At 68.2% G+C, this 23,717-nt stretch carries 19 protein-coding genes; 5 read left to right on the top strand and 14 right to left on the bottom strand.

All coding sequences use genetic code 11. From position 1 onward, the window contains the following. Positions 1-17 precede the first annotated feature (17 nt). The 4 genes from ACNFBT_RS24270 to ACNFBT_RS24285 are packed head-to-tail and all read right to left on the bottom strand — an operon-like array spanning position 18 to position 3,544. Positions 18-782, bottom strand: coding sequence for an SDR family NAD(P)-dependent oxidoreductase (locus ACNFBT_RS24270; RefSeq protein WP_416753257.1), 765 nt, complete (start codon positions 780-782; stop codon positions 18-20). Positions 783-786: 4 nt separating this feature from the next. After that, the gene (locus tag ACNFBT_RS24275; protein ID WP_416753258.1) at positions 787-1,608 is read right to left on the bottom strand and encodes an SDR family NAD(P)-dependent oxidoreductase; all 822 of its coding nucleotides are present in this window, start codon (positions 1,606-1,608) and stop codon (positions 787-789) included. Between the two features lie 14 nt (positions 1,609-1,622). Beyond that, positions 1,623-2,450 (bottom strand): SDR family NAD(P)-dependent oxidoreductase, encoded by an 828-nt coding sequence (locus tag ACNFBT_RS24280; protein WP_416753259.1) that lies wholly within the window; start codon positions 2,448-2,450, stop codon positions 1,623-1,625. A gap of 14 nt (positions 2,451-2,464) precedes the next feature. Next, a complete protein-coding gene (locus ACNFBT_RS24285) occupies positions 2,465-3,544 on the bottom strand; it encodes a Rieske 2Fe-2S domain-containing protein (protein WP_416753260.1) in 1,080 nt (359 codons plus the stop codon). A gap of 204 nt (positions 3,545-3,748) precedes the next feature. On the opposite strand from ACNFBT_RS24285, the gene ACNFBT_RS24290 reads away from it, so the two are divergent. Further along, positions 3,749-4,897 (top strand): helix-turn-helix transcriptional regulator, encoded by a 1,149-nt coding sequence (locus ACNFBT_RS24290; protein WP_416753261.1) that lies wholly within the window; start codon positions 3,749-3,751, stop codon positions 4,895-4,897. 266 nt (positions 4,898-5,163) lie between these two features. Here ACNFBT_RS24290 and ACNFBT_RS24295 read toward each other — a convergent pair whose 3' ends face one another. The 8 genes from ACNFBT_RS24295 to ACNFBT_RS24330 form a co-directional block, all read right to left on the bottom strand. Further along, positions 5,164-7,536 (bottom strand): efflux RND transporter permease subunit, encoded by a 2,373-nt coding sequence (locus ACNFBT_RS24295; protein ID WP_416753262.1) that lies wholly within the window; start codon positions 7,534-7,536, stop codon positions 5,164-5,166. Continuing rightward, positions 7,536-8,549, bottom strand: a complete 1,014-nt coding sequence (locus ACNFBT_RS24300) for a YCF48-related protein (protein WP_416753263.1) — start codon at positions 8,547-8,549, stop codon at positions 7,536-7,538. Before ACNFBT_RS24300 ends, ACNFBT_RS24295 begins: the two co-directional genes overlap by 1 nt. 12 nt (positions 8,550-8,561) lie before the next feature. Further along, positions 8,562-10,166, bottom strand: coding sequence for a DUF1302 domain-containing protein (locus ACNFBT_RS24305; protein ID WP_416753264.1), 1,605 nt, complete (start codon positions 10,164-10,166; stop codon positions 8,562-8,564). Positions 10,167-10,309: 143 nt separating this feature from the next. Continuing rightward, on the bottom strand, positions 10,310-11,680 hold the full coding sequence (locus ACNFBT_RS24310; protein ID WP_416753265.1) for a DUF1329 domain-containing protein: 1,371 nt from the start codon (positions 11,678-11,680) through the stop codon (positions 10,310-10,312). Between the two features lie 101 nt (positions 11,681-11,781). After that, entirely contained in the window at positions 11,782-12,972 is a 1,191-nt protein-coding gene (locus tag ACNFBT_RS24315; RefSeq protein ID WP_416753266.1) for a saccharopine dehydrogenase family protein, read from the bottom strand. Positions 12,973-13,049: 77 nt separating this feature from the next. Beyond that, positions 13,050-14,417 (bottom strand): NAD(P)/FAD-dependent oxidoreductase, encoded by a 1,368-nt coding sequence (locus tag ACNFBT_RS24320; RefSeq protein ID WP_416753267.1) that lies wholly within the window; start codon positions 14,415-14,417, stop codon positions 13,050-13,052. 123 nt (positions 14,418-14,540) lie between these two features. After that, the gene (locus ACNFBT_RS24325) at positions 14,541-15,788 is read right to left on the bottom strand and encodes a helix-turn-helix transcriptional regulator (protein WP_416753268.1); all 1,248 of its coding nucleotides are present in this window, start codon (positions 15,786-15,788) and stop codon (positions 14,541-14,543) included. A 282-nt stretch (positions 15,789-16,070) separates the two neighbouring features. Continuing rightward, positions 16,071-17,543: an FAD-dependent oxidoreductase gene (locus ACNFBT_RS24330; RefSeq protein WP_416753269.1), complete on the bottom strand. Its 1,473-nt coding sequence runs from the start codon at positions 17,541-17,543 to the stop codon at positions 16,071-16,073. A 365-nt stretch (positions 17,544-17,908) separates the two neighbouring features. On the opposite strand from ACNFBT_RS24330, the gene ACNFBT_RS24335 reads away from it, so the two are divergent. From ACNFBT_RS24335 to ACNFBT_RS24350, 4 genes are all read left to right on the top strand, one after another. Then, positions 17,909-19,039, top strand: a complete 1,131-nt coding sequence (locus tag ACNFBT_RS24335) for a helix-turn-helix transcriptional regulator (protein WP_416753270.1) — start codon at positions 17,909-17,911, stop codon at positions 19,037-19,039. A 75-nt stretch (positions 19,040-19,114) separates the two neighbouring features. Continuing rightward, positions 19,115-19,285 (top strand): hypothetical protein, encoded by a 171-nt coding sequence (locus ACNFBT_RS24340; RefSeq protein ID WP_416753271.1) that lies wholly within the window; start codon positions 19,115-19,117, stop codon positions 19,283-19,285. Between the two features lie 231 nt (positions 19,286-19,516). Beyond that, on the top strand, positions 19,517-20,809 hold the full coding sequence (locus ACNFBT_RS24345) for an MFS transporter (protein WP_416753272.1): 1,293 nt from the start codon (positions 19,517-19,519) through the stop codon (positions 20,807-20,809). Then, on the top strand, positions 20,806-21,357 hold the full coding sequence (locus tag ACNFBT_RS24350) for a TetR/AcrR family transcriptional regulator (RefSeq protein ID WP_416753273.1): 552 nt from the start codon (positions 20,806-20,808) through the stop codon (positions 21,355-21,357). Before ACNFBT_RS24345 ends, ACNFBT_RS24350 begins: the two co-directional genes overlap by 4 nt. 47 nt (positions 21,358-21,404) lie before the next feature. Here the strand turns inward: ACNFBT_RS24350 and ACNFBT_RS24355 are convergent, their stop codons facing one another. Together ACNFBT_RS24355 and potE are read right to left on the bottom strand one after the other, a co-directional pair. Then, the gene (locus ACNFBT_RS24355; RefSeq protein ID WP_416753274.1) at positions 21,405-22,298 is read right to left on the bottom strand and encodes an amino acid ABC transporter substrate-binding protein; all 894 of its coding nucleotides are present in this window, start codon (positions 22,296-22,298) and stop codon (positions 21,405-21,407) included. Then, complete coding sequence (potE, locus tag ACNFBT_RS24360; protein ID WP_416753275.1) at positions 22,295-23,632, bottom strand: putrescine-ornithine antiporter; 1,338 nt, start codon at positions 23,630-23,632, stop codon at positions 22,295-22,297. Before potE ends, ACNFBT_RS24355 begins: the two co-directional genes overlap by 4 nt. Positions 23,633-23,717 lie beyond the last annotated feature (85 nt).

Consider the following 23,717-nt stretch of genomic DNA (forward strand, 5'->3'; position numbering starts at 1 on the left):
TTCTCCATGGACGGGGCTCAGCGCTGCGAGGAAATGTTGCCGCCGTCGACGACGATTTCCGCGGCGTTGATGTAGCTGGCCTCGTCGGACAGCAGGAAGCGCACCACGCGTGCGACTTCATCGGGGCGGCCAAGGCGGCCGAGCAGGATGCGACGTTCGAAGGCGCCAGGGTGGGCCGCCACGATGGGCGCCACCATGGGCGTGAGAATCTGCCCCGGCGACACCGAGTTGACGCGGATGCCGTCGGCGCCGAGGGCGTCGGCCAGGGAACGCACCAGCGACAGCAGGCCGCCCTTGGAGGCGCTGTAGGACGGGATCAGGCCGTTGCCCAGCGTGGCGTTGATCGAGGCGATGCCGATCACGGAGGAACCGGGGTTGGCGCGCAGGTCCGGTAGCATCTCCTGGACCAGCAGGGCCATGGCGCGCAGGTTCACGTCGAGCACGCGGTTCCAGCGCTCCACGGTGAGCTGCTCGATGCCGCTCTGGTCGACCATGCCGGCGGCATGCACCAGTCCACCCGGCGCACCCAGTGCCTCACGGGTCGCCACCAGGGCCGGCGCGATCGCCGAGGCATCGCACAGGTCGATGCCAATACCCACGCAGGCCACGCCAAAGGTCTCGCCCAGGCTGGCGGCGACTTCCTCGGCCTTGCCAGCCTGCAGATCCCAGATGGCCACCGGACGGCCGACGGCGGCGAGCGCCTCGGCGCAGGCCAGGCCGATGCCGGATGCGCCGCCGGTGACCACGACCGGGCTTGCGGGGGAGTTCAGTTGAATGTTCATCGGATCAAGCCTCCTGGGCGGCTGCACGGACTTCGGTCGAGGTCGCCGAGGTGTAGTCGGTGGCGCCCACGTTCAGTTCACAGGTCTTGCCGCCGTCCACCACCAGGCTCTGGCCGGTGATGTAGGAGGCCTCGTCGGACGCCAGGAAGAGGATGGCGTTGGCCACTTCCTCCGGCTCGCCGATGCGTCCCAGCGGCACGGAGCGCGCGGTGCCCTCGGCGATCTGCGGGCTGCTCATCGCCTCGCGGGTGCCCTCGCTCCAGACGATGCCGGGGATCACCACGTTGACGCGGATCTTCTGCGCCGCACCTTCCAGGGCCACCGCGCGGCTAAAGTTGAGTACCCCGGCCTTGGCCGCACCGTAGGCACTCAGGCCCGGGCTGCCGAGCAGGCCGGCCACCGAACCGAGGTTGACGATGGAGCCGCCGCGCCCCTGCATGGCACGGAACGCCGCACGGGTGCCGAAGAAGGCCACGTCGAGGCTGCCGCGCAAGCACTTGTGCCATTCGGAGGTCTCAAGGCCGGAGAGCATGCCCCAGGTGTAGTTCACGGCGTTGTTGATCATCACGTCGAGCTGCCCGAAGCGCGCCACGGTCGCCGCCACGGCGTTGTCCACCGAGGCCTCGTCGGTGACATCGGCCTGCACCCAGTCGGCCTCGCCGCCCTGCGCGCGAATCTGCGCCACCACCGCCTCCAGGGGCTCGCGGCGCCGGCCGCAGACCATCACCCGCGCGCCCTGGGCGGCGAACAGCTGCGCCGCCGCGGCGCCAATGCCAGTACCGGCGCCGCTGATCAGCGCCACTTTGTCTTGCAGTCGTCCAGTCATCTGCCTAGGCCTCTTCAAAGCATCAACATGCCGCCGCTGGCGGCGAGGGTTTGTCCGGTGAAAGCGCTGGAGTCGTCGCTGGCGAGGAACAGGCAGGTATGCGCGATCTCCTCCGGCTCCAGCATCCGTCCCAGGGGGATCGCGCGCTCCAGGGCCTCTGCCCATTCGCGGGAGATCGATTGCATCATCGGTGTGCGGGTCGGCCCCGGGCACACCGTGTTGACGCGGATGCCGCGCGGCCCGAGGTCCCGCGCCAGGCACTTGGAGAAGCCCAGCAGCGCGGCCTTGGACGCGCAGTAGGCCAGCGGCCCCTCGCCGGTCAGCGCCGACAGGCTGGCGATGTTGATGATCGAGCCACGGCTGCCGCAGGCGATCATCAGGCGCACCGCCGCGCGGCTGCAGTAGAAGGCGCCGTCGAGATTGATCTTCTGGATGCGCTGCCAGCCGTCGTCGGTGAGGTCGACGATCATGTCGGTGAACACATCCGGCTTCCGGCCTGCCGCAAGCTGCGCATTGCGCTCCCCCAGGCGCCGCTGGTAGTGCTCGAAACCATCGCCCGGCACCTGGCCGAGACCGGCGTTGTTGACCAGCACGTCGAGCCGGCCGTAGCGCTCGCGCACTGCGGCGAAGAGCCGCTCCACGGCCGCGCCGTCGGCGATGTCGCAGGCCGCCGCCATGCAGCGCTCGCTGCCGGTCAGCGCCTGGCGGACACTTTCCGCCGCTGCGCCGTCGATATCCGCCAGCACCACGCTGGCGCCCTGCTCGGCGAACAGGACCGCGGTGGCGCGCCCCATGCCCGAGCCCGCGCCGGTGACCAGCGCGACCTTGTCCTTGAGTTTCATCCGGGGTTCTCCGCTCAGATCAGGTGCAGCTGGCTGCGCGCCTGTTCGGGCACTTCATCGAGCTGGCGCCAGCCAGTGGCGTGCCGCTCGAAGACCTTGAGGGTCGGCGCCGGCAGTGCGGCGACGTCGGTGTAGAACTGCTCGTACCATTCGCGCAGCTGGTAGACCGGGCCGTCGCCATCGCACAGCAGCGGCTTGTCGATGCGGCGCTTGCCGTGCCAGATCTCCACGTCCTGGAAGAACGACTTGTGGGCCTGCTCGGCGTAGGCCTCGGCGATGGCCAGGTTCTGCTCCTCGGAAAGCCCCGGCTGCTTGCGTACCTTGACCGCGTAGCGCAGCTCGAAGCTGTTCTGGTCGATGGGCACATGGCAGTTGAGCAGCAGCGTGTCGATGGTCTGGCCGCCGGTCTGCGCGCTCATCCGGGTGACGTGGTAGGCCGGGCCGAAGTAGGCGCTGTCGGCGCGCAGGCCATTACCGAGCAGCTCGCTCTCCTCGCCCTGGAACATCTGGTAGCCGATGTGGCCGTCGAAGGTGTTGCAGAAGTAGCTGGCCGGCGAGCCGTGCACCGGGCCGAAGTGGGCGAAGTCGGCGAGGTTGTCCACCAGCTCGCGGCAGTTGGTCTGGATCACCATCTTGCGCATGCGCCAGTCGGTCCACTCCGGCGAGAAGCAGGCGTCGATGCGCGGAATGCGCACGGCGGGATCGGGCGCGCCGCCCTCGGCGTCGTGCCAGACGAACAGCAGGCGGTTTTCCTCCAGGGTCGGCCAGGCCTTGACCCGCGCGCGCGGCGGAATGCGCTGGCAGTACGGGATGGAAGTGCACTTGCCGTCGGCGCCCCATTGCCAATGGTGGAACGGGCACACCACGTCGTTGCCGCGCACCTCGCCGCCGCTGAGGTCGGCGCCCATGTGCGGGCAGTAGCCGTCGAGGATGCGAATGGCGCCGTCCTCACCGCGATAGGCGACCAGGCGGGTGCCGAAGATATCCAGGCGGTGCGGTTTGCCGTCGGCGTAGTCCGCGGCCAGGCCCAGGCAGTGCCAGCCACGGGCGAAGCGTTGCGGGTAGATGGCGGGCGCGTTGGTCGGCGATTGCATACGGTTCTCCAGGGTGATGGATGTCGAGCCGAACTATCGAGCAGGCCCCGCTCATCAACATCCCCGCCGGGGACTAGCCCACATGGGTGAGATAGCGCGGCTCCTCGCGCCCCCTCGCATCCCCCATACGGACGATGCCCGTGATCCCCGGGCGGACCAGCCTTGCAGAGCCCATCAGAAGGCTCACCCGGTGGAGGGAAGAACATGCACGGCACCGAGATTTCGCTGGACGACCTGAGCGCCCTGATCGACCTGATCTACGAAGGCGCCAGCGAAGCCCTGCCCTGGCAACAGAGCCTGGAACACCTGCGCGAAACCCTCGGCGCCAGCTACGCAACCCTGATCCTGCGCCCGACCAAACCCGGCGCGCCGGGCTTCATGGTCAATGCCGGCGCGGTCTCGACCTGGGCCGTTGACGCCTACGAAGGCACCTTCTACGCCCTCGACCCCTTCGTCGACCTGCCCCAGGGCGAAGTCCATACGGTGACCGAAATCCTCGGTGAGGACGGCTGGCGCGAGTCGGCCTTCTACCAGCAGTTCAACGCGCCGCTGGACATCTTCCATATTCTCGGCGCGGACATCCCCGGCCCCGACGGCGGCCAATGCCGCCTGCGCATCAGCCGGTCACACGGTGCCCCGGCCTTCGATGCCGCCGACAAGGCGTTCTGCGCGCGCCTGCTTTCGCACCTGCAACGGGCCCTGAGTCTCTACGGACGACTGGAGCGCAGCGAGGTGGAGCGGCGCCTGTATGCCACGGCCGTGGAGCGGATGCGCATTGGCACCCTGATCCTCGACAGCCGCCAACAGGTGCTCGAATGCAACCAGGCCGCCCAGGAACTGCTGGCGGCCGGCGATGGCCTGCAGGTGCTCGAGGGCTGCCTGCAAGCCAGCGTCGGCCGCGACAACCAGGCCCTGCAGCGGCTGATCAGCCAGGCCCGGCAGCAGCGCGAGCCCAACGGCCCGCAGGTGGCCGAGGCAATCATGCTGACGCGCCCGTCCGGCCGTCCGGCGCTGGGCGTGGTCGTGCAGAGCCTGCCGGGCCGCGAGCAGACCGAGGGCGGCGAAGCGCGGGTGGCGGTATTCCTGCGCGACCCCGAACAGACCGCCAGCGTGCCGCAGCAGCCGCTGCGCCAGCTGTTCGGCTTCACCCCGACCGAGGCGGAGCTGGCGGCGCAACTGGCCAACGGGTTGTCGCTGGAGGATGCCTGCGTGCGCATGAGCATCAGCCGCAACACGGCCAAATCGCACCTGAGGGCGATCTTCGGCAAGGCCGGGGTCAACCGGCAGAGTGAACTGGCCTGCACGCTGCATGGCAGCGTCGCCTTCCTCTGCGGCAACCAGCCGGCCAGCTGAGGCCCGCCGCAAATACTCATCCAGCGACGCCGGGCGACGCACAGCTGCACCCCCTTCCCTTTCAATACCTCAGAACGGCGTTGGCCCGGCGATGGATGCCGGGCCAACGTCGATCGGTGCGTATCGACTGAACCAACGCAAGGCTGGCCCGCACCTGAATAAAACCCCGGGGACGCGCCCACCCCGCAGGATGCGCGCTGTCGGCTGCCACACTCCCAAGCCCGACATCCTGCGTGCCCTCATTGCGCGCGCCCCGGGAAACTCGGTCAGCCGTCGAGCAGCTCGCCCCCGACCGGCAACGCCGGCGCCTCGCGCTGCCCCACGCCAAGCCAGACCGCAAGGGCCGGCAGGAGGAAGATCGCCCCCAGCACGTTGACCAGGAACATGAAGGCCAGCAGCACGCCCATGTCGGCCTGGAACTTGAGGGCCGAGAAGGCCCAGGTGCCGACGCCGATCGACATGGTCACGGCGGTGAACGCCGCGGCGGTGCCCCGCTGGCGCAGCGCCTCGTAGAAGGCTTCGCGCAGGCTCCTGCCGTCGTGCAGCTCATGCTGCACCCGCTCGAACAGGTACACGCCGTAGTCCACGCCCACCCCGACGCCCAGGGCGATCACCGGCAGCGTGGCGACCTTCAGGCCGATGCCGAGCAAGGCCATGAGCGCGTTGCACAGAATGGTCACCAGCATCAGCGGCACGATCACGCAGAGCACCCCGCGCCAGGAGCGGAAGGTCACCCAGCAGAGCAGCGTGATGGCGACGAAGATCGACGCCAGCATCTGCACCTCGGCCTGCTCCACCGCCTCGTTGGTGGCGGCCGCCACCCCGGCGTTGCCCCCCGCCAGGCGGAAGCGGATCAGCGGGCTGTGCTCGGCGGCGATGAAGCGCTGCACCTCTTCGGTGACGTGCTTCAAGGTCGAACCCTGGTGGTCGTCGAGGTAGACCTGCACGTTGATGGTCCGGCAACCCTCGCTGTTCAGCCCCAGCTCCGGGTTGGCCGCGCCGCCGCCGATCCGCAGGGCCGCCTCCGAACGCTGCAGCGCCGCCCAGCGCGGGTTCGCCTCGTTGTTGCCGGCGACGTAGAGCTTCGCCCCGCCAGCCACGCTGCGCACCGATTGCACGCCAGCGACGCCGCGCAGGAACAGGTCCAGGCGCTCGACCGCGTTCATCACCTCCCAGTTCAGGCAGGCTTCCTCCAGGCCCGTGGTTTCGGCATAGACGGACAGCACGTCCATGCTGATCGAGTAGCTGCCGACGATGGCCGCATTGTCCTGGTTGTAGCGCGACTCGGCGCGCAGCTCCGGGGCACCGGTGCCGATGTCGCCGATACGCAGGAAGCGCGACTCGTAGGTGCCAGCGGCGAGCAGCACGAGCATCCCGGCCAGGCACAGCAGCGCCGGCTTCGGTTCGGCCAGCGCCGACAATGCCCACCAGACGCGCTGCCGCTGCCCCGACTGCGCCCGGCGCGCGGCGCGCTCCAGTTGCAGGTGGGAGAGGATGATCGGCAGGAACATCTTGTTGGTGACCACCATCAGGCCGACGCCCAGGCACGCGGTGAGGCCCAGCTCGCGGACGATGGGAATGTCGATCAGCATGATCACCATGAAGCCCAGGGCGTTGGCCAGCAGCGCCACCGTCCCCGGAATCGCCAGCTTGCGGAAGGCAGCCTCGGCGGCCTCGCGCGAGGTGGCGCCGACCAGCACGTCCTGCTTCCAGGCGTTGGTCATCTGCACGGCATGGGACACGCCGATGGAGAAGATCAGGAACGGCACCAGCACCGACATCGGGTCGATGCCATAACCCAGCAACGGCAGCAGGCCGAGCAGCCAGATCACCGGCAGCAGCGCCACGCAGATGGCCAGCAGGGTCAGCTTCAGCGAACGGCAGTAGAGCCACAGCAGCAGCGTGGTGATCGCGAAGGCGATGGCGAAGAACGCCAGCACGCCGTTGAGGCCGTCCATCACCTCGCCCATGATCTTGGCGAAGCCGACGATGCGGATGTCGATCTGCCCGCTGCCGTAGCGCGCGCGGATGCTTTCCAGGCGCTTGGCCACCGCCGCGTAGTCGAGCTTCTGCCCGGTCTGCGGGTCGAACTCCAGCAGGTCCGCCTGGACCATGGCCGAACGCAGGTCGTTGGCCACCAGCTGGCCGATCTCGCCGGACTTGGCGACATTGGTGCGGATCTGCGCAAGCCCCGTGGCGTCGGCGACGAAGCGCGAGGGCACGACCACGTCGCCGGTGAAGCCGGCCTCGGTGACCTCGATGTAGCGCACGTTGGGGGTGAACAGCGAACGCACGCGGCTGCGGTTCACCCCAGGGGTGAAGAACACCTCATCGGTGACCTTGCGCAGTACCTCGAGGAACTCCCGGTTATAGATGTCGCCCGGGCCCTTCCAATGCACATCGACGAGGATGCGGTTGGCGCCGGAGAAGGTGGTGCCGTGCTCGCGGAAGGCCGCCATGAACGGATGGCTGAGCGGAATCAGCTTGTTGAAGCCGGGGTCCAGGCGCGTGTGCAGCGACGAGGCGCCCAGGCCCAGGGTGACCAGCACGAACAGCAGGCCCAGGACCTTGCGCCGGGCAATCAGCCCACGGGCCAGTGCGGCGACCAGGCGCTCGGTACGGGTGGGAACAGCGGACATCAGCGAATCTCCTGTGACGACATGGGCGCGGTCTCGCCGCTGGCGGCTTGCGCGCGCGACGGCAAGGGCAGGCGACGCAGGCCGGCGTCGCTGGCCAGGAGCAGCGCGCCGGTGGAATCGACCAGCAGGTCGGTGAGGTTTTCCTGGCCACCGTCGCGCAGCACCTGGAACGACAGGCCCCCATCGCGGCTGCCCAGCACCACGCCGCCCTGCCCCGCGAGCAGCAGCGTGCCGTCCGGGGCGAGCGCGCCGGCGTACAGGGACTCGGACAGCGGCAGCCGCACCGGGCTCCAGTGCTGGCCGCCGTCGCTGCTGCGGAACACCTGGCCGCGCATCCCATAGGCCACCCAGATGTCGCCGCCCAGGCCGACCGCGCCGTACAGCGAGCCGCTGTAGAACGGCTCGATGACCTGCCAATGGGTACCGGCGTCCGTGGAGCGCAGCAGGCTGCCCGCCTCGCCGACGATCAGCCACTGGCGCCGGTCGGGCGACGCGGCGATGGCATTGAGGTGCCAGTCGCCGGGCGCGCCGATGGACTGGCTGGCCCAGGTCTTCCCGCCATCGCCGGAGCGCAGTACGCGGCCGAAGGCACCGACCGCCAGCCAGTCCCCCGTGGGCAGTCGCGCGGCGTCCATCAGCGGTTGGCCATCGCTGTCGGTGAAGGCCGCCTCGCGCCAGTTACGCCCGCCGTCGGTGCTGCGCAGGATCCAGCCCTCGTGACCGAGGGCCAGGCCATGATGGGAGTCGGCGAACACCAGGCGCGTGATCAGCGCCTGCCGTTGCGGCGTCACGCTGGCGGCGTGCCAGCTGGCTCCCTGGTCGGTGGAGTAACGTATCTGGCCGAGCTCGCCGGCCAGCACCAGCCCGGCGGCCGTGGACTTGATGCCGTCGATCCGCAAGCGATCCACCGGCACATCCGTTGGCCGCAGCGAGGGCGCGCTGCGCGGGGAGAAGGCCAGCGCACCGGCCAACGCCACCACCACGCAGGCCGCCAGTCCGAGAATCATCCTCATGACGGCCCCCACTCAGAAGCTGTACTTGGCGTTGATCGCCAGGTAGTCGCGATCCGCCAGCGGCCGCTTTTCCAGGTCGGCCGAGCCGAGGAAGCCGTTGTAGGTCACGCCGAGCTCCAGGTTGTTCAGGTACTTGCCGACGACGCCGACACTCATGCGCATGTCGCCCTCGCCCACCAGGCTGCCGAAGGCCCCACCCACGGCGGCGGTGCCCTGCACCTGCTGGGCGAAGGTCAGCGGCAGGGTCATGTCCCAACCGTCGATCACGTTGTTCCAGGACGGCGTCACCGAGAGCTGGTAGGCCCAGGCGCTGCGGTCCAGACTCAGCTCGTCGAAGCTCTGGCCGTTGGAGCGATAGGAATCGACGTCGTTCACGTACAGGTAGCCCACCTCGGCGATGAAGGTGGTCTGGTCGGAGAACCAGCGCGGACCGAGCAGGTAGATCCCCGACAGCTGCGCCTGGGTGGCATCGGCACGGGTGGCGACCGGGCCAAGGTCGGAGTCGACCAGCACCGGCACGCCGTCCTTGTAGCTGACCTCGCCGGCCAGATTGAGGTCGCCCAGGCGCGTGGAGAAGCTCGCCCCGTAGAGGTTGATGTCGTCGAAGTAGATGATGTTGTAGTCGAGCGGGAAGCCGTCCTCGTAGTTCACCGCCACGTTGGGGTTCTTGTCGTGGTAGCGCAGGTAGTACAGGCTCAGCTCGCTCTCGCCGCCCAGGCCGAAGCGCGTGCTCAGGCCCCACTGGCCGCTGTCGCGCGGCTTGTGGTCGGGCCCGCGGTGGATGTCGAAGCCGGGCGCTGCGCGAATGAACTGGGCGCCGGGGCCGACCACGTCGGTGTAGGAGAAGTAGGTGCCGACCGGGTCGAGTTCGTTGGCCTTGTACTCGTACTGGTAGTAGGCCGCCACGCCGAAGCTGGGCGTCAGCTGCCACTGTGCAGAGGCCTGGCCGACCGGCAGGAGGATGTCCTTGACCTCGACGCCGGGCACGTTGGCCTTGGTCGCGTCCACCGGCGACTGCGCCGCGGCGATGTTGGGGAAGAACAGGCTCTCGCCCCACTGCACGACCTGACGCCCGAGGCGCAGGTTGAGCATCGACTCCTCGCTGGTCTGGAAGCTGCCGTAGACGTAGGAATCGAGAAAACGGCTGCGGCTGCCCGACAGGTTGCGCGCCTGGGAGGTGAAGTGATCGTAGGCGCCGCTCTTGTTCACCGTGTCCGGCGAGTCGTTGTCGTTGGAGCGGTTGTAGACATCGTCGTAGAAGCTGCTGGCACGGACGAAGGCACCGTAGTTGCGGTACTTGATGTCCATCTCGCCGAGCATCGAGAAGCGGTTGTTGATCAGGCTGCCCTTCTTGAAGTTGCGATCGCCGTCGTCGGAGTTGACCGTGCTGGACAGGCCGCTCTGGGGATCGACCGGGCCATTGACCAGGGCCTGCGAAGGATCGCGCATCCGGTAGGCAAGGCCGTAGTTGAGGGTCAGGGTGTAATCGACGGCGACCTCGGAGCCGAGGTCGAAGCTGCCGGCGTGGGCCGGGAGCATCGGCGGCAGCAGGCACAGGCCGAGCAGCCACGGGTGGACGACGGCGCCGCGCGGCGCCTTGTTCGCGAGATACGGCATGGGGAATCTCCTGTTCGTCGACGCGCCGCTGTCTGTCGGGCGCGCAGCGGCGACCCGCGCGCACCGGCCTGGCCGGGTGCGCGAGCGGCAGCAATGAATTGGGTGTGAAGACGGCCGCGTCGGCGCGACGCGGCCGCGGGGCCTCAGTGGCCGGCCTGGCGCAACATGTCGGTGGTGAACATGAAGGGTTTCAGGCGGTCCCCGCCGATCTGCGCGGGGTTGCCTTCGTTGGTCAGGCGATCGGCCAGGTAGGCACCGGAAACCAGGTCGTGGTAGACCGTGACGCCGGCATGGAACACCCGCGCGCCGTAGGCGTAGAAGGTGTTCAGGAAATTGGTCCGCCACAGCTCGCCATGGGCGTCGTAGTTGTCGGCCATGATGGCGTTCCAGGTGTCCTCGTCGATGTACAGCACGCGCTTGGCGTACTGGTGGCGATAACCTTCCTTGAGCGTCGCTTCCAGCACCCAGACCCGGTGCAGTTCATAGCGCATGTACTTCGGGTCGATGCTGCCGTTCTTGAGCAGGTCGGCGTACTTGATGTCCGCCTGTTCCAGGCGATAGCCGTTGTACGGGACGTACAGCTCGCGCTTGCCCACCAGCTTCCAGTTGTAGCGCTCGGGCGAGCCGTTGAAGAGACGGTCGTCGTCGATGGTACGGAAGCCGCCGACCCCCAGCGGGATGTCGAAACCGTAGCCCGGCGCCTGGCGCACGCGCCGCGTGCCTGGGTTGTACTGCCAGCTGGTCTGGGCATTGCGCGCTTCGTTGAAGTAGGTATAGGTCAGCGACACCTCGCCCTTCTGCCGGTCCGGCTTGAGCGTGGTCACCCGCGAGTAGGCGAAGATGCCTTCGGTGGGCTGGCCGGCGAACTCCGGGCCGCTGGTCTGGTCGAGGATCTCGAAGTGCAGGCGACCCCAGGCCACCTTGCCATCGGGATAGACCACGGCCTGGTCGTAGATTCCGTCTTCCTGGCTCGGGTAGGCCGGCAGCAGGATGTTGCGCATCAGCTCGTCGCCGCTTCTGGGAATCGGGAACGGCGTGCCGTTGCGCACCGCGCGCTCGCCCATGTTGCCGTCTTCCAGCTCCGCCGTGGCGGCGTTCTTGCGGGTCATCTCGCAACGCTGGTCTTCATAGCGGAAGTCGCGGTGGCTGGGGTAGACCGGAATGGCGAAGGTCTGCGGGTACTTGCGCAGCAGGGCCTTCTGCCCGTCGGACAGGCGCGCCTCGTACTGAGCCATGTTCTGCGCGGTGATGGTGTACAGCGGCTTTTCCCCGGCGTAAGGGTCGGGGTGGCGGCTGCCCAGGCCCTCGAACTTCACGCCCGGTGGAGTGCCCAGCCATTTGCCGGCGAACGGCGGGATGCTGCCGTCGGCATTGCCGGCCTTCTCCGCGCCAATGCAGGTGAGCTCACGGCCAAGCTTTTCCACTTCCGCGGGACTGGCCGCGGCGAAGGCGATCTCACTGCCCAGCATCAGCGCCGCCGCCAGCGGCAGCGCGCCAAGAATTCGGTGCTTCATGGTCTTCTCTTCCTCTGCGAAGGTCCGGCCGCGCGGGGCGGACCGGCCTTGTCGTCATCCTCGGGTGGCGGCCGCGTGCCGCCGTGGCACGCGGCACGGGATCAGACGTGGAGATCGCGCCGTACCCGGGTTTCGCTGGCGATGAAGGTGGCACCGGTTTCCTCGGCGAAGGTGCGCACGTAGGCTTCGGCGTCCACGCAGCTTTCCGGGGCCAGCAGGCCCTGGCCGAGAATCCGTCCATCCAGGTAGGCCTCGATGAACAGGCGCGCGCAGGTCGGGGTCGGGTCGGCGGTGGTGTCGTCGGTCTCCTCCACCGGCAGCTCCAGGTGCTGCTCGACAACGCAGCAGACCTCGGCGCCGTCGCGCAGGCCACGGACTTCCACGCGCATGGCCACGGCCCAGGGCTCGTCGGACAGGTCCACGCTCAGGCTCTTGCGAGCGGCCTCGCTGGACAGGTGCTGGGTGAGGAACTTGAGCGGCGAGATGCCCAGCGCCTCGATCTTGTCCGGGCTGCCCAGGCCAAGGTCGATCATCGACTGCCAGATCTTCGAACCGGCCTCGGGGAAGAAGCCAATGCGGTTGGTGACCTGCTGCAACCCCGGGATGCAGTGCGGCAGGGTGACGGTCTCGCCGTGGCCGATGAAGAACGCCGGGTAGTGCTTGAACGGCGCCGCGTAAGGCACCTCCAGGCGGCCGCCCCAGCCGGGCATCTTGCGGTATTCGCCATCGACGAACTGCAGCACCTCGCCGCAGGTGATGTGCATCATGTGATCGATCACCGCCGGCGACAGCAGGTCCGGCACGAAGGGCACGGCGGTGGCCAGGTGGATTTCCTGGGTGCTGTCCAGGCGGTCGACCAGCATGCGCGCGATCACGTTGCTCAGGCCGGGCGTCGAGCCGCAACCAACCACCAGCCGGATTCCCGCCTCCAGCGCGCGCTGGTGGTAGGCCGGGTCGAGGTAGAGGGCTTCGGCGACATCGTGGTCGTCGTTGATGTCGATGTAGTCGACGCGGGCTCGCAGGGCCGCCTCGATCACCGGCACGGCGCTGCGGTAGAACGGACCGACCGCGTTGAATACCAGGTCGACGCCATCGAGCAGCGCGTCCAGGCACGCCGGATCGAGAACGTCCGCCCGTGCGGCGCTGACTTTCGGCCCCAGGTCGGCGGCGAGCTTCTGGGCGACTTCAAGGTTCAGGTCGGCCACCACGTAGTCCACCGACGGGTGGCGCGGCACCAGCTGGCGCGCGACGTTGGCCCCGACATTCCCACATCCCAACAGCAAGATCTTCATGCTTACCTCTCATTGTGCTTCTTGTTTTTGTGTAAAGCGGTAATCACCCCGGATGCGGCCCTCGCGGACCGCTCCGTTCAAACCAGGTCGAGGCGGTCCGCCAGCCTGGCCGCGGGGATCAGCACGCGGCGGATCTTGGTTTCGAAGCGCCCCGGCAGGCGCACCGACTGAGGCTGCTCCAGGGGCAAAATGGCATCGTCCGGACGGTCGGCAACCAATGCGCGGGCCAGGTCCATGCCCAGCAGCGGCCCCATGAGGTTGCCCCAGGAGCCCAGGTTCATCAGCGCCAGCACGCCCTGCTCCACCTGGTACAGCTTCGGATAGGCAGCGTCGTAGGCGGACGAAGAGTTGGCGGTCATCCCGGTCCAGTACGACTCCAGCTCGATGGGCGCATCGCCCACGCCCGGATAGGTGCGGCGCAGGTAGCGCACGAAATCGGCGAAATGGACCTCGGCGCACTGCGCCTGGCGGTGCCGCGGAATGGTCGCGGTGATCAGCCGGCCGCGACCGTCGATGACCAGCGGATAGAGGCCGGCGGGGTACTGCATGAGCGTGACCCGGGCCGGGTTGATCGCATCGAGCACGGCCGCAGGCAGCGGCCGCGTGGCCATGCCGCAGGCGACCAGGGGGAATTGTGTCCGCGCCAGTTCCGGGAAGAAGCCGTTGCCGGCATGACCGCTGGTGCACAGCACTACGCGTGCCGCACGCACGCTGCCAGTGGCGGTGCGCACACGCCAGCGGCTGCCGTCACGCTCGCAGGCCAGCACGCAGGAGTTGCCGTACACCGAGGCCCCAGCGCGCACCGCGCTGGCCGCCATGCCCTGGGTGAAGAGGTAGGGATTGACACGCCCGCCTTCACGCCAGTGCAGCCCCTGGATGTAGAGCGTGGTGCCGAGCATTTCCTGCACGCGCGCTCCACCGACCAGCTCCACGTCGTAGCCCATCCCCTTCCACAGCCGGGCCTGGCGCTCCAGCGCCGCCTGCGGCCGGCGGGCCACTTCGAGCAGGCCGCAGGCTTCCACATCCGCCGCCAGGCCATGCTTGCGACTGAGTTCGAAGACGATATTGCGCTGCTCGGTGAAGGTTTCGATGAAGCGCCGCCCTTCGTCGCGGTGGGCGCGCAACGGCTCGAAGGAACTCAGGTAGGGCTGCACGTGCCCGGCGTTGCGCCCGGAGGCGCCGCTGGCCGGCTGGTCGGCCTCCAGCAGCACGGTGCGTACGCCGCGTTCGGCCAGGTGCAGGGTCAGGGAGGTTCCCGCAAGGCCGGCGCCGACGACGACTACATCGGTGTCACGCTCACCTTCGAGCGCCGCGTAGACCGGCGCCGGTTGCGCCGCCGGCCAGCCACTGAAGCGGATCGGTACCACGCCGGCCTCGTAGGCCTGGGCGATGGGATATTGCGGAACCGGTCCGCATACGGCCTGCCGATCGATCACTGCGCTCACTGACGACTCCCAGGTATGCGCCGCCGGCCGATATGGCCGGGGCGGCTCCAGTGGGATCGATCCTAGAGAGAGCGGGAAAGGCCGCTCCAGTACCAACTGGTACTGAGAGCGTGGATTCCTTCGTCAGCGCAGCAAGGCGACGCTGCGGCACATGAGGCGAACCAGGTCGGTCTGCCCCTTGATGCCGAGCTTGGCGTAGATGTTCTTCGAGTAATTGCGCGCGGCGGCCACCGCGATATTCATCTGCACGGCCGCCTCGCTGATGGTCTGTCCGGCGCCCAGCCAGGCCGCCAGGCGAGCCTCCTGGCGGGTCAGGCCGAAGAGCTGGGCGATCAGCTCGGGCGAGTGGTCGCGCGGTGCCTGCACGACGGCCTCGCACTGGGAGAGTTCGCAGAGGTGGAGGATCAGGCTGGGCACCTGCTCACCCTGGTAGTACGGCGTCGGCGGAACCGGCTCGACCAGGATCCCCAGCAGCATGCCGTCGCGCGTCCGCAGGCGAACCAGTTCGCCAGGGCAGGCGGTACCGCGACCTGCGCGCGCACGCATGACCTTGGTAAACGCCCCCTCCAGCGCCAGCTGCACGCTGCGATCCTCGGCCAGCAGGCGCCCCTGGCGCAACTCCAGGCCGACCTGCCGGGCGATGATCGCCTGCGCCGTGCGGTTGACGCAGAGCACCCGGGCGTTGCCGTCCAGCAGCAGGCAGCCGAGCGCCATGTGGTCAAGGCTATCCTCGTACACCGCCCTCTCGGCCTCCTCGCGCTTGAGCCGGGCGTACAGCCCCAGAGCCCGCGCCAGGTGAGGCATCAGCTCCAGCAGCAGCCACCGCTCCGCCTCGACGAATGCCTGTCCGGACACACGCTGGCCGCGCACCACATCCACCCAGCAGCGCATACCGACCGGCTCGGCGAAGCAACTGCGCAGGCAGCGCCCGATGCCCAGCGCAGCCATGTAGGCCGCGCAGTCCGGCTCCACGTCCTCCGGGCCGAACTCGATCAGCGTGCCCGGCGCCACGGTTTCCGGGCGCAGTAGCTCGATGTGGCCGAAGCGCTCGCGGGACTCCCGTTCGACGCAGTCCCAGTCGGTTCGGTCATAGGCATCCAGGGCCGTCACCTGGATGTCCCTGGGCTGGTCCTCATGGTGATACAGGGTGATCGTCACGTTGAAGGCGCCGAGCAACTGCCGCAGGCGCTCGGCCAGGGTGAACCAGGGGCGGGCCTCGCTGAGCCCTTCGTAAGCCAGGCCGATCAGTTCGGAAAGCGCCTGGGTGGGGTCCCAGGCCGGCGCCCTGGCGACCTGAAGGCTGCGCAGCAGCAGGCCGGGCCCTTCGTCGGCGCGGCCCGGCGCCCTGACCGCCGAATGCTCAGCGCCCATGGGCTTGCCGCCCAGGCCGCGCCCGCTCGGGCTGGCCTTCGGCCACGCAGGGTTCAGCGTCGGGAGCGACGGCGAGTGGTGTTCCCTGCTCGTCGGTGAAGGCGTACTTCATGGCAGGCGACCTCCGTTGAGTCGGATGGGCTCAGTCTGTGGGCAGCGCCAAGGGCGGGAATCGTCCGAATGGACAAGGAGGTGCCGCCCCGGCGGCAGGGGCGCGAGCGCCCTTCGGGAGCGCCGATGGAAAGACGCCCCGGTGATGATCACCGGGGCGTCCCGTGCAGGTCAGCCCTGCGTAGCGGCGTGAAGACCGGCCTGGCGGCCGAAGAAGCTGGCATCCGCCAGCGACAGCCCCGAGCTGTAGCCGCCACCCCAGCGCGGCAGGCCGCAGCTGGTGCGGCCGGCGGCGTAGAGGCCGGCGATGGGATCGCGCTGCTGGGTCAGCACCTGACCCGTGGGCAGCGTGTCGAGTCCGCCGAGGGTGAAGTGCGGGTAGAAGGCGTAATCGATGCGGCAGTCCAGGGCGACGAAGGGCGGCTCGTCCAGTGCCTTGAGCCATTTCGCCGCCTTGTTGAACAGCGGGTCGCGGCCCTCGGCGGCATGCCGGTTGAAGAAGGCGACGCTCTCGGCCAGGGTGCCCGACGGCAGTCCCAGCTCCTGCTCCACCTCCTCCCAGGTCTCGCCGACAGCGGCGATGTCGATGCGGGTGAACTCGGCCGGGCGCTCGAAGCAGGCGTTGTCGGCCAGCAGGAATACCCGGTTCCCGCCCTGGCGCAGGATGTGATAGCCGATTCGGCCGTGGTAGCAGTCCTCGTTGATGAAGCGCTGGCCGCGCTCGTTGACGAAGATGCCCTTGACCAGCGATTCCGGCGCGTAGAACGGCAGGCTGACGAAAGCCTCGTCCATGTGGATCGCCGCGCCGCCGACGCTGATGCCCAGCTGGATGCCGCTGCCGTCGTCCCCCGGCGTGCCGATCGGGTTGTCGTTGTGCATCAACTGCGGGGCATGGCAGCGCACCATCTCGCGGTTCATCACGAAGCCGCCGGCGCAGAGGATCACGCCCTTGCTCGCGCGGATGAAGCGCGGCTGGCCGTCGCAACGCGCCACCACGCCGTGAACCCTGCCCTGGTCATCGGCCACCAGGGCCAGCACGCGGCTGTCATAGTGCACCTCGACGCCGAGTTCGACCACGCGGGCGGCCAGGATGTCCATCAGCAGGCGGCCGCCGCCCCATCCCTCCCACTGCGGCGTATGGCCCCGCGGGCAGGGTTTGGCCGCCTCGGCGAAGGGCCAGGCCTCCTCGCTGCCGGACCAGATCAGGCAGTCGTCGGTGGCCGGCTCCACCATCTTCTGCGGCAGGAAGGTGTTCTTGTACGGCACGCCCTGCTCCACCAGCCAGTGGTAGTGGGCGAGGCTGTTGTCCGCGTAGAGGCGCACCTTGGCTTCGTCGGCGTCCGGCCCGCCAGCCAGCATCAGGTACCGGTACAGGTCTTCGGTATCGTCGCTGAACCCGGCGTTGCGCTGGGCCGGGGTACCGCCACTGCCGCCGAGGTAGATCTCGCCGCCCGAGAGCGCGCTGGTGCCACCGTTGCCGGAGGTGGCCTCCAGCAACACGACGCGCGCCCCTGCAGTGGCGGCCTCGATGGCGGCGGAGGCGCCGGCGGCGCCGAAACCGACCACCAGCACCTCGGCTTCCTGGTCCCACGCGGGGACTTCCTGCAGACGGCACGGACGGTTCACGGAGAACGGGGATGACATGCAGATGCTCCTTTTTGTTGTTGTTCTGGCACATGGGCCTGCGGGCCGTGATCGAACAGAAGCAGCGGGAATCGAGCGAAAATCAGCGGCCGGCGCAAGGCCGGCGCCACACCGCTGCGACCGGCAGGGACGCGCCAACCATATCGACAGCGGGAACGGTGGCCCTCGTCCGATTGAACTAGCCCACCGAGAACCCAGCGCCGCGCGCTGACTGTGCGCTCCCGGGCCGCTTGCTGCGCTGACGCGCCTAGTAGAGCGGCCGATGCCACTTATCCCCTGTCTGGCGGGACGGATTGCCTTTTGCGGAAAACGCTGACTAATCTCGTCAGCGTTTTCCTACTACAAAAATAAGAAATGGTTCACCAATGGCACACACGCTTTCGCTCGACCAGTTCAGCGGAATGCTCGGCAATCTCTACCAGGGCCCTTTGGAGCCCACGCCGTGGCAGTCCTTTCTCAACCAGCTCAACCAGTTCCTCGACGCCAAGTACGTCACCTTCATCCTGCGTCCGCCCAGCGACGAGAACGAAGGCCTGATGGTCAACGCCAACGGCAGTTCGGCCGAAATCGTGGCCTCCTACAACCAGTACTATTTCAACCTCGATCCCTTCGTCGACCTGCCCAGCGGCCAGGTCGTGACCATCGATGAGTTCATCTCCCAGGAAGCCTGGCTGGCGTCGGAGTTCTACCGCAACTTCGCCGCGCCGGCGGGGGTGTTCCATATCCTCGGCGCCGACATCCGCACCAGTGACGGCGCCCTGTGCCGCATCCGCGTCTGCCGCGGCATCGAGTCACCCGCGTTCACCGAGGACGACAAGGCGCGGCTGGCCTATTTCGTGCCGCACCTGGAGCGCTCGGTGGTGCTGCACACGCAGATCAACCGCATCGAGACCGAGCGCAACCTCTACGCCGGCGCGGTAGACCAGTTCGCCGTCGGCACCATCATCCTCGATGAGAACGGCAAGATCCTGCAGACCAACCAGGTGGCCGAGAACCTGCTGCGCGAAAAGGATGGCCTGAAGATCAGCGGCGACAACCTGCAGGTCGGCACCGCACGCGACAGCCAGGAATTCCGCCGCCTGGTGAAGCAGGCCCTGCTGTCGCAGAAAAGTTCGCATCCGTCGGTGGTCGAGGCCATGCGCGTGCAGCGTCCCTCCGGCCGCGCGGACCTGGGCATCGTCGTGCGCTCGGTGCCACTGAGCGAGTGGAACGAAGGCAGGCACTGTCCCTCGGTGGTGATCTTCGTCAGCGACCCGGAACAGGAGGCCCGCGCGCCCCAGGAGATCGTCAAGGCGCTGTTCGACCTGACCCCGTCCGAGTCCCAGCTGGCGATGCTGCTGGCCAACGGTCTGACCCTGGACGAAGCCTCCGATGAGCTGGGCATCAGCCGCAATACCGCGCGCGCCCACCTGCGCTCGACCTTCTCCAAGACCGGGGTGACCCGGCAGACCATGCTGGTACGCCTGATCCTGCGCAGCGTCGCCTCCCTGGGCTAGTCCTAGCGGACGATTTGGCCGTCGGCCTCCGAGACTACCGTGCGAAACCCGGGGTTAGTCGACGAGGCCGATGCCATGTCCAGGTTCATTCCGCTGCTGATCACCATCGTCATCTGCGGTTGCCTGCTGGCCGCCCGCTACATGCTGGACAGGTACGAAGCCTCGGCGAAACAGGCCAGCGAGGAGGCCCGTCAATCCCCGGCCGCCCCGTGCAGCCTGGGCAGTTGCCTGCGGCAAGTACCGTGAACCGGCGCCCCGTCCGGCCACGCTGCGAACCGCCTGCGGACGCGCCCGCCCGGCCTCGGGCGAGCTATCGCGCTGTCCGGTCCCATGCCTCATCCCGGCCGCCTGCCTGCCCTCCGCCCCTGCGAGGGAAATCGACGCACTGAATCCATCACCCGGCGACGCCAACCGGACGTCCCGGCACCCCTGCGGCCGTCCGCGCCGCCACCACCCACGAACGAAGAGGTTACCGCCATGCGGCGCACGCAGAACCCCAGCGCGGAGCTGGACGTGGAATGGCCCCAGCCTTCCGCACCCGAGGTCCTCGCAAGCCCGGCCAACGTCCCCGACCAGCGGCAGGCCTGGCGGCTGGTGCTCGGCCTCACCCTGGTGCTCTGCGTCGGCTTCGGCACCACGCTCAATTCGCTGGGCGTGTTCATGCTGCCGATCTCCGCAACCTTCGGCAGCAGCAATGCCCAGACCGGCTTCCTCGCCACCGCATTCATCTTCAGCATGACCCTGGCGACACCCGTGGTCGGCTGGCTGCTCGACAGGGTCGCGCCGCGCGCCGTGATGGTCAGCGGCGCGGCGCTCGCCGCGCTGGCCAACTTCCTGGGCGCACAGAGTTCGGACATCGGCCAGCTGACGCTGGCCATGGCCCTGAGCGGCGCCGGCATCGGCGCCTCGACCTACGTGCCGGCGATCATCCTGGCGGCGCGCTGGGTCGTCCCCCGGCGCCAGGGCCTGGCCTTCGGCGTGCTGCTGGCGGGCGCCTCGGTGGGCGCGATGCTGTTCCCCATGCTGCTCACCGAAGCCATCGCCAGCCTGGGTTGGCGCGACACCCTGCAGCTCATCGCCCTCCTCCTGCTGCTGGTCTGCGTCCCGCTGCCGCTGCTGCTGGCGCGGGTGCCGCCCGCGCAGGCGGTGGACGAGACGCAGCCGGCCGAAGGCCAGGGCGCGGGACCGGGCATCGGCGATGCCCTGCGCACGCCAGCCTACTGGTGGTGGATCGCCATGCAGACCCTGCTGATCCTGAGCAGCATCGGCATCTTCATCAACCTGGTGCCCTACCTGGTGTCCGCCGGCTTCGCCGCGCCGACGGCAGCGGCTTTCCTCGCCGGCACCAGCGGCGCCGCCATGCTCGGAAATTTCATCTTCGGCCTGGTCAGCGCCCGCTACTGCGCCCGCAAAATCCTGCTACTGGGCACGCTCATCGGCGCCGTGGGGCTGCTCTGCCTGCTGGGCGCCGCGGTCCCGAACCTGGGCAGCGGCGCCATCGTCCTGTTCGCCCTGCTCTGGGGCGGCACCTTCAACCTCGTCAACCAGCTCGCGCCGCTGCTGCTGGTGGACATCATGGGCCAACGCAATTTCGGCAGCCTGCTGGGCATCGGCAACCTGATCTCCGGCCTGGTGGCCGCCTTCGGCCCCGAAGCCGTCGGCTACCTGGTCGACCTTACCCACTCCTACACCCCGGCGCTGCTGACCTGCGGCGCGCTGATGCTCCTCGCCCTGCCCTCCATCAGCAAACAGCGGCCCGCCCAGGCATGACCATGCTTTCGTCCCGGCATCCCGATCTTTTCGCCCCCCTGGCCAGTGCGCTGGCGGACCACCCACGCATCTCCCTGCAGGCGCTAGCGAAAGCCATTGGCATCAGCAAGCCGACCCTCCATCGGCTCTACGGGACTCGCGAGGAACTGATCGAGCGCCTGGTCGCCCGCGCCGTGGCAACCTGTGGCGCGATTCTGCGAGAAGCCGATCTCGCGAATGCCCCACCGCAGGAGGCCCTCAGGCGGATGATCCACGGCAGCCTCGGGCATTCGGAACTGGCGACCTTCCTGATGCACCACTGCAACGGCGCCCCGGTGAAACCACCGGAAATCGGAGCATGGGAGGCCGAGCTGGACGCCTTTTTCCTGCGCGGCCAGCGTGAAAAGGTGTTCCGAATCGACGTACCTGCCCCCGTACTGACGGAGCTGTGGAGCCGGCTACTGATCGGCATCCTGAATGCCGTGCGAAGGGGCCGCGTTGCGCGGGCGAGCCTGGCCGACCTGATCGAGACGAGCTTCCTCCACGGCGCCGTGTGCACCACGCCCTGAAGCGAGCCAGCGATCCCGGCCCGCTACCTGGCTCCCGCGCAAGGGAGCTAGGGCCGCGAATAGACCTTGAACAAGGTCCGGTCCAGCTCGCCGGGTGGGCCGAAGTACTTGCCGTAGAGTGTTTCGATGGCGCCGGAGCGGTACACCTGGCTCAGCGCCGTATCCACCTGCAGGCGGAAGTCCTCGTCGCCCCGGGCCATGGCCAATGCAACCGGCGCAAACTCGAAGCGACGATCGAGCACCATCAGGTTGGCATTGGCGCTGTCCCGCGCCACCAGACTGCGCAGGGTCATCTGATCGGCGAAGAACGCATCGACCTTGCCGCCTGCGACCTGCCCGACGCCCTCGGCCGGGCTGGCCACGGTCCGCAGGGTGACCAGCACCTTCAGCAAGCGCATCCTTTCATGGGCCCAGGTTTCCACCGCCGAGCCGCCCTGCACCGCGAAGCTGTAGGCCGCCAGGCCGCGATTGAGCGTCGCGCGCCAGGTCGGGCCACTCTGCTCCACCTCGCCATTGAGCGCCTTGAGCAGGAACGGCGGCGCATCCTTGCGCACCACTACCCCCAATCCGGCGGTGTACACCGGCAGGGAGAAGTCGAGGCGCTGGCGCAGCTGCAGGGTCTCCACCATCGGGCTGCAAAGCAGGTCGACGCCGCCGTCATGCACCACATCCTGTGCCTTGTCCGAGGTCAGCGGCACGAAGTGCACCTTCATCTGCGCAAGGCCCGGCTGGGTCCGGAGCTGGTCGGCCACCTTCTGGCAGAGGTCGATGCCGTAACCGGCGGCGCCTTCGCCTTCGCTGATCGTGAATGGCGGGAGATCCGGCAGGTAGCCCAGGGTCAGGGTGCCGCTGCCGCGGATGCGTTCGAGGGTCTGGGCCGGCGCCAACAACGGCAGCATCGCCGCCATGAGGACGGCAACGCGGGGGAGCATGTGCTTCATGGCCGGCCCTCCGCGTTGGCGGGCGACTGCGGTTCGAGCAGCCGGTCGGCGATGTAGCCGAACATCAGGTAGCCCACGGCCGTCACGATCATGCCGCCGAACACCGCCTCCATGCCCGACGCGTAGAGCGCATAGAAGCTGTAGATCATGGCGATCAGCAGGGCGATGACATTACGGTAGCGGGGAAAGCCGACCACGCCGGCCTTCTGCATGATCACCAGCAGCGCCGAGAGCGCAGTGATATAGGGCACGATGTTGGTCACCGCCGCCAGGCTGACCAGCTTGCCGAACTGCTCGGAGGCGTTCGGGGAGATAGTGGAAACCGCCATGGCGCTTTGCAGCGCGGCGTTCGCCAGCAGCCCGGCGATGGGCGCACCGATCAGGGTGACACGGCTGTACAGCCTGGGGAACATGCGCTGGTCGGCGGTGACCTTTGCGGTCTGCGCCAGGGTGAACTGCCAGCCCAGCAGCGAACCGACGCAGGCCATCACCGCCAGCCCCATGATGATGTTGCCCACCACCGGGTTGAACATCTTCGCGTAGACGAAGGCGAACGGCGCGCTGGAATTGGCCAGCTCGGCGTTCGGCACGATGCCCATGATCACCGAGGTGGACAGCACGTAGACCACCGCCGCGCCGAGGGTGCCCAGCAGGCAGGCCAACGGTACGTTGCGCTTGGGATTTTCCACCGCGTCGGAGTTCTGCGCCGCCGACTCCATGCCGAGGAAGGCCCAGAGGGTCAGCGGAATGCTCTGGGTGATGGCGTCGTGCGTGGCGATCCCATTGGGGTTCCAGGCGGCGGAAAACACCGCGCCGTCGAACCAGAACCAGCCGATCACCGACAGGCCCGCCACGGGAATGATCACGCCCCAGACGGTGAGCGAGCCGATCTGCCCGGTCACCTTGGGACCGCCGAAGTTGGCCAGCGTGGTCAGCCAGATCAGCCCCACCGTACCGACGAACAAGGGCATCGCCCCGGTGCCCAGCCAGGGGATGAAGGGCGTCAGGTAGCCCACCGCGGAGATGGCGATGGCCACGTTGCCGATGGCCAGCGACAGGAAGTAGAGATAGGAGCAGAGGAAGAACGCCGACTTGCCGTGGGCTTCCTCGGTGTACGCCGACATCCCGCCCGAGCGCGTGCAGTAGATGCCGCACTGGGCGAAGCAGTAGGCGATGGCCATCGAGCCGACCGCGGTAACGGCCCATGACAGCAGCGAAATCGCCCCCAGCTGCGCCATGCTCGTCGGCAACATGATGATGCCCGACCCCATCATGTTCACTGCCACCAGGGTGGTCAGCCCGGTCAGCGTCATCTTCTTGCCGGAAACTTCCATGTGGAACCCTTTATTAATAGTTATCGTCAGAAGATAGGCGCGATCCGCCATTGCCGCCTGCGCCTGTGGCACAAAATCTACCGCC

Source organism: Pseudomonas sp. NY15181, from assembly GCF_048068055.1.
GTDB lineage: Bacteria > Pseudomonadota > Gammaproteobacteria > Pseudomonadales > Pseudomonadaceae > Pseudomonas.